This is a genomic window from Microvirga tunisiensis (genome assembly GCF_009296175.1).
Lineage (GTDB): Bacteria > Pseudomonadota > Alphaproteobacteria > Rhizobiales > Beijerinckiaceae > Microvirga > Microvirga tunisiensis.
Genome location: NZ_VOSK01000384.1, coordinates 1 through 5,316, shown reverse-complemented (window position 1 = coordinate 5,316; position 5,316 = coordinate 1). Strand labels below are relative to the sequence as shown.

The 5,316-nt window shown below is 60.4% G+C and carries 3 protein-coding genes and 2 pseudogenes; all 5 read right to left on the bottom strand.

What is annotated here, in order from left to right:
- Nucleotides 1-345: 345 nt before the first annotated feature.
- A pseudogene (locus tag FS320_RS37330) lies at nucleotides 346-1,042 on the bottom strand (IS6 family transposase).
- Between the two features lie 329 nt (nucleotides 1,043-1,371).
- Nucleotides 1,372-2,505 carry a GGDEF domain-containing protein gene (locus tag FS320_RS37325; RefSeq protein WP_152717355.1) on the bottom strand — a complete coding sequence of 378 codons (1,134 nt, stop codon included), beginning with the start codon at nucleotides 2,503-2,505 and terminating at the stop codon, nucleotides 1,372-1,374.
- 183 nt (nucleotides 2,506-2,688) lie between these two features.
- The gene (locus tag FS320_RS51135; protein ID WP_420846824.1) at nucleotides 2,689-2,934 is read right to left on the bottom strand and encodes a DUF6894 family protein; all 246 of its coding nucleotides are present in this window, start codon (nucleotides 2,932-2,934) and stop codon (nucleotides 2,689-2,691) included.
- Between the two features lie 165 nt (nucleotides 2,935-3,099).
- A pseudogene (locus FS320_RS37320) lies at nucleotides 3,100-3,855 on the bottom strand (MFS transporter); the annotation flags it as partial.
- 669 nt (nucleotides 3,856-4,524) lie between these two features.
- Nucleotides 4,525-5,316 (bottom strand): LLM class flavin-dependent oxidoreductase (locus FS320_RS37310; RefSeq protein WP_244627632.1); only part of this gene is annotated, 792 nt, incomplete at its 5' end.

The window sequence follows — 5,316 nt, the reverse complement described above, 5'->3', positions numbered from 1 at the left end:
CCAGCAGCCCCTTTTCGGGATCCGGCCGTGTTGGACGCGGACGATGATAGCGCATCGCAACTCGGCATCCTTGACCCTCCGTGATCGCATTCAGGACGCCGCCGAGGAGCTGATTGGCACCAAAGGCGTCGGCAGCCTGACGTCGTATGCCATTTCTGAGCGCTGTCACATGAACGAGTTTTACCTACCTCTCCGGCGGATGACGAAGTGTGCGCTTTCAACGACTGGGTCAGGCGAGGCCCACGACGAAAGTGCTTCGACTTGCTTGATGCAACAACGCCTCCAAGACCCGGCTGTGTTGCAGTAACTCGGGTAGCGCGCAAAGAACCCAACCGGGCGGACCACTCAAACGACAAGGCCAAACAGTTGGTTCACAAGACGCACTTCGCCTGTCGCTCCGGGCTGTGTCAGGATGCAGTGGCCGCGACGGATCATGCGCATAACCTCAAAGCCGTTGATGGTGGCGTACGCTGCTGTCAGTCTCTGGAAGCCGCGGGTTGGCCGGATGATGCGCTTGAGCGCACCGTGATCCGCCTCGATGACATTGTTGAGATATTTTGAGGTGCGGTGTTCGATATCCTTCGACAGCAGCTCTTCGCGCTGTAAGCGCTGGATCGCCTTCGGGTCAGAGGCCAGCTTGTCGGTGTGATCGAGGATGGCGGTTAGCCGCTCATCGTCTTCAGGGCTTGACGCAGGAAGCGATAGGCTGCTCCGGTATCGCGCCGGTCGGACAGCATGAAGTCGATCAGCTGACCGTGCTTGTCGACCGCTCGACACAGATACCTCCAGCGCCACCGACCCGCACATAGGTCTCGTCCCCGTACCATGAGCCGGAGCGAAAGCCCTGGTAACGGCGCACCCTCTTCTCGATCTCGGGCGCCTAGCGCTGGACCCAGCGAAAGAGGGTGGACGGGTCAACGTTGACGCCGCGCTCCTGCATCATCTCGGCCAAGTCGCGGTAGCTGATGCCGTATTTGCAGTACCAGCGCACGCACAGCAGGATGATCTCAACTGGAAAGCGGCGGCGCTTGAACAGGGACAACAGGGCGGCTCCTCAATGGACCGCCCCTCGCTACACTGCCAAGGTTAATGCAACAGTCCCCAACGCGTGGCGACGCCGGCTCGTCAGCGGGCGCTTGCGCTCTCGACGACACGTATGCCACACACAAATGCCCCCTCCTCTCCTCCCGCTTCCTTCCAGAGGAGAACACTGACGCGAGGGTTCGGATGGGGTCGTCTGATCGCGAGCCATTGTGCACCTGATCTTTCAGGTATTCCGCTGCTTGAGCTGAGGATGGCACCGTCACAATAACGAGACGCGGCCGGGATCTGACGGATAAGACGGTATCGGGCCTGGGCGCGGGCCGCGGGTTAACGCGCCGATGCCGAGACAACCACATTCCGACCTTGAGCCTTGGCTCGGTACAGGGCGGTGTCGGCCTGGCGGAGCAGGTCTTTCACGGTTGACGTTGCACCCGTCGCACAGCCAACGCTGACGGTCACATCCACACGCTGACCGCGAACAATCTTCGCAATCGATTCAAACGAATGCCGGATGTGCTCGGCCAGTCTCCCGGCATCGTCTTCATCGAGACAAACGATGGCGCTGAACTCCTCTCCTCCCAAGCGGCCGTAGACACCACCTGGAACGTGATCGGACAAGATCGAGCCGAAGATTTCCAGCACATGGTCTCCCACCTTATGACCATAGGGATCATTGATCTGCTTGAAGTTGTCCAAGTCGAAGAGCAAACAACTGGTGGGCGTCTCGCGCTGCTGTGACATCAGCGCTGAGGCACCTTCGAGGAAGGCTCGGCGGTTCGGGATCCTTGTCAGCGGGTCGATCAAAGCGGCCCGCTTGTAGTGATCCTCCCGTTGTTCTTTCGCCATGGACAGAAAGACGAACGCGATGGTGGGCATGAAGGTCGCGATGCCGATGGCCATCGCACCGGACCCTGGTGGGACAGGGCCCGCGATCCAAAGAGACTGCGCGAGCGAAAATCCAAGCGCTCCGCGCAGGGCATTGAAGCCAACCAGTCCCAGCAGGAGAATGATGGCAGCGACGTGCGACGCCAGGCGATGACGGGCGTGCCGCCAGAGCTCCCAGGCCGACATCAGCGCGTAACCAGCGCTGAGGACGGATGTCAGCACCAATCGCGTCGCTGAACTGTCCGAGATGAAGGGGAATGCCACCCACCACACGACCACGCCCGCCCCGAGCGATGGGAGACTGATCGGTCGAGCATTGAACGCGCGGCAGCCGCCGTAGAGGACACTATAGGCGGCGATCAAGAGACTGTTGGCAACCAGCAGGGTGGCGAGGGTCGGTGCCCCCTGCGCAACCACCATGAGGCCCATGCCCACAAGGATGAGAAGGAACGCCAATCCCCACCAGGCAAGGGCTTTGACCTGTCGATTGAGCGCCCAGGCGAAGAACAGCAGGGCCGTGAAAATGGCCGTGTTCAGCATGAACACAGCACCAAGGGTCGGAAAGTCGAGCTGCATTGATCGTCCGAAGCTGGTGAGCTTCACTTCAAGGAGGCGGGTCCAGGTCTTCTATAGCCTTGATCCGTCTTGCCAAGGGGCTTTTCAGCGGCACCGAACGATCGGACGGATCGCCGTCGCATGCAGATGACAAAGATGAAACAGCCAAGTCTGCCCCACAGTGGCTCGGGTTCGGGGCTCATTTCAGGCTGTCCCGAGATCCCGCTTCTTTGCGGCCACGGCAATGGTCACGGTCAGGAGTGGCTCGGAATGAGAATCTCTGATCCGCACAGAGATCCGACTGTGCCAGCCTCCTGCATTCTTTGCGAGTTCGGCTGCGGTCACAAGAGCCTTCCGGCGTGCATGCGTTGAACAGACCAGATCCATTCCGTCCGGATCGACCAACCACGCTTTCTCATCAGAACGGGTGTCACAGGAGTAGCGTGGCATGGACACAAACCCCGTTGTACTTGAAGGCAGGGGCCGCTGCGGAGGTGCAGACCGGCTCTGTTTCCGGCAATGGCCAGACGCGACTTGGTCATCAAGCAAGAGGGTTATACGAAAATGCCCTTCAGCGAGTGCAGGTGGACGCGAACGCACCAGGTCTTTACCAGATCAATGGCGGGGGAAATAAGGGATGGGCACGCGCTTGCGGGCCGAACTTGTCGGCCGCTCAATCGACAGCGTCGTCTGGGGCGGGTCCTCGCCTGCGTGCAATTCGAGGACGCGCTCGTCCAGTTCCTTGTCGGCGGTCGTGAGACGATGGTTGAGGCGCAGGTAATCCGTCCAGGTCGGTGTCTGGAAGGTTTCGGTCCATTGCAGCGGCGTCTGAAGGTTGCGCTGGAGGGTCCAGCGCCGGGCCCCGACGCGGCTGTGCACATGCCGACGTTCGCGCATGAGATCCAGGAACGCCCCAACATGTCTCTCGGGGATCAGATAGTCGACCTTGACGACAATGGGACCACTCCGCGGCTTCAGATTGAGGGCGACAGTCGGAGCGTCGAAGGCCTCCAACGGATCGGGCTCGGACTCCCGGCGCTCGCGCAGCGGAAACAGCGTGCCGGCCGCGGCGACCAGCACCAGAGCCCCCGCGGAGCCCGCCAGCGCCCAGGAGAGGGAATGGGTCTGGGCCACCGTGCCCCACAGCCAGCTGCCGGCCGCAATCCCGCCATCGACCAACGCGTAGTAGATCGCGATGGTGCGCCCCACCACCCAGCGCGGGCTCGCCAGCTGCACACTCACGCCAAGCCCGGACCAGGCGCTGACCCATCCCGCGCCGCCCACAGCAAGGGCAACGGTCGCCACGGCCACCGACGACGTCAGCGTCAGGGCGAGGGAGCACGCCGCGCAGGCGATGCAGGCCAGCGTCAAGCGTGCCACGGCCAACGCGCTGCCCGGATCAGTCGCCGATCTGCATCGACCCGCTCGCCGTGAATTCAGCCGCCTGAAGCGCCGACCCACGATGGTCGTCCGCTTCTTCCGCCATGCAGGTCTGTCCGTTACTGGGCTTTCGTGAGGATCATTAGCACCTGATCCTTTCTCGTCTCTGATCCGGATTTGCAACAGAACCCAGACCACTCGCTATTGCGGAGATTTTGGGCAAGTAAAAGAGTCGCTGTTACTGGTGAAGCGGCGTCTAAATGAGCTTGCGGGTTTCAGGCTCTGCACGCTCGAAGTTGCCGATTCTGAGTTACGTTCGCTGATGCGCAGAAGCGCCTTCCGCTCGCAAAGCCAAGATGCCGGGTTCCTCGCGCGTGTAGATCACAGCCCACTTGCGACAACGGCCCCGCCTCCAGGCCGATCCGCTCAGGCTTCAATCCCAGCGATCCAATCCAGGCAGTCAGTGCCGCTGGCTCACTCGGCACTTTGACCTCCCTCCCGACCTAGCCCGTCCGTTCCGCTACGCACATGCTTGAGCATTCCACTGACACATTAACCCCGCCGTAAAACTGCATGGTCATTCTCGGTGGCTGCTCGGAGAGTACCGAGGAGCGCCGCATTGACGATTTGATCTCCAACGGCGGATAGCGAACTTCGTCGTCAGCCAAGTCGATCCATGATCTCGGCATGAATCGCCTCTGCAGTGTATAGAGAGGCATCTAGTTGCAGGTTCCCAAATGCGAGTTGACAAAGAAGGTAGTTGGCACCTGCCATTTCCAGGTGATTAAGAAGAGTTTGTCGCACAGAAGCTGCCGATCCTGCTACACACAATTCACTTTCGACTGCTGCATCGAAGGTCATCGGTAGGTTTGGAGGGGTCGGAATGGCATTGAGGTCATAAAGGTATTTAAAGCTCTGGAGCCATTGTTCGTAAGCGGGTGCCGCGAGCGAATAGGCGTGTGTGTCAGATTTCCCGATCACGACCATGCGGAGCAACCCAAGAAATGGCGCTTGATGGTCCGCGTCAGTGTTGTGCCCTCGATTGGCGCGGAAGGCATCAGTAATTCTTCGAACAGAAGAGCAAGGTCCTACGCAGGCGATATTTGCGCCATTCGCAGCGGCCCAGCCTGCGGTCTCGGGGCGATTGGTGGTGATCCATATCGGCGGATGTGGACGCTGATGAGGACCTAGCGTCAAAGGAACGCCGTTCAGCTCAAAATGGCGGCCTTGATAGGACAGTGTGCCGCCTTTCATCGCCTCAATAACGATTTCACTGGCTTCCGCATAACGACCTGGCGCCGCGTCGGCGTCAATCCCGAAGTAGCCTAGATCCTCGACACAGTGATTTTGACCGGTTGGCCTGCCGTCTCTTGTGACGGCACTTCGAAGCGGTGCGGGATCTGCAAGTGGATTGATCCCCATTGGACGGGGCCTCGGTACCAGATGCGAAGT

What these genes read in the sequence shown, in the direction of transcription:
- FS320_RS37325 (WP_152717355.1), bottom strand. Translation starts at nt 2,505, where the DNA reads ATGCAGCTCGACTTTCCGACCCTTGGTGCTGTGTTCATGCTGAACACG.
- FS320_RS51135 (WP_420846824.1), bottom strand. Translation starts at nt 2,934, where the DNA reads ATGCCACGCTACTCCTGTGACACCCGTTCTGATGAGAAAGCGTGGTTG.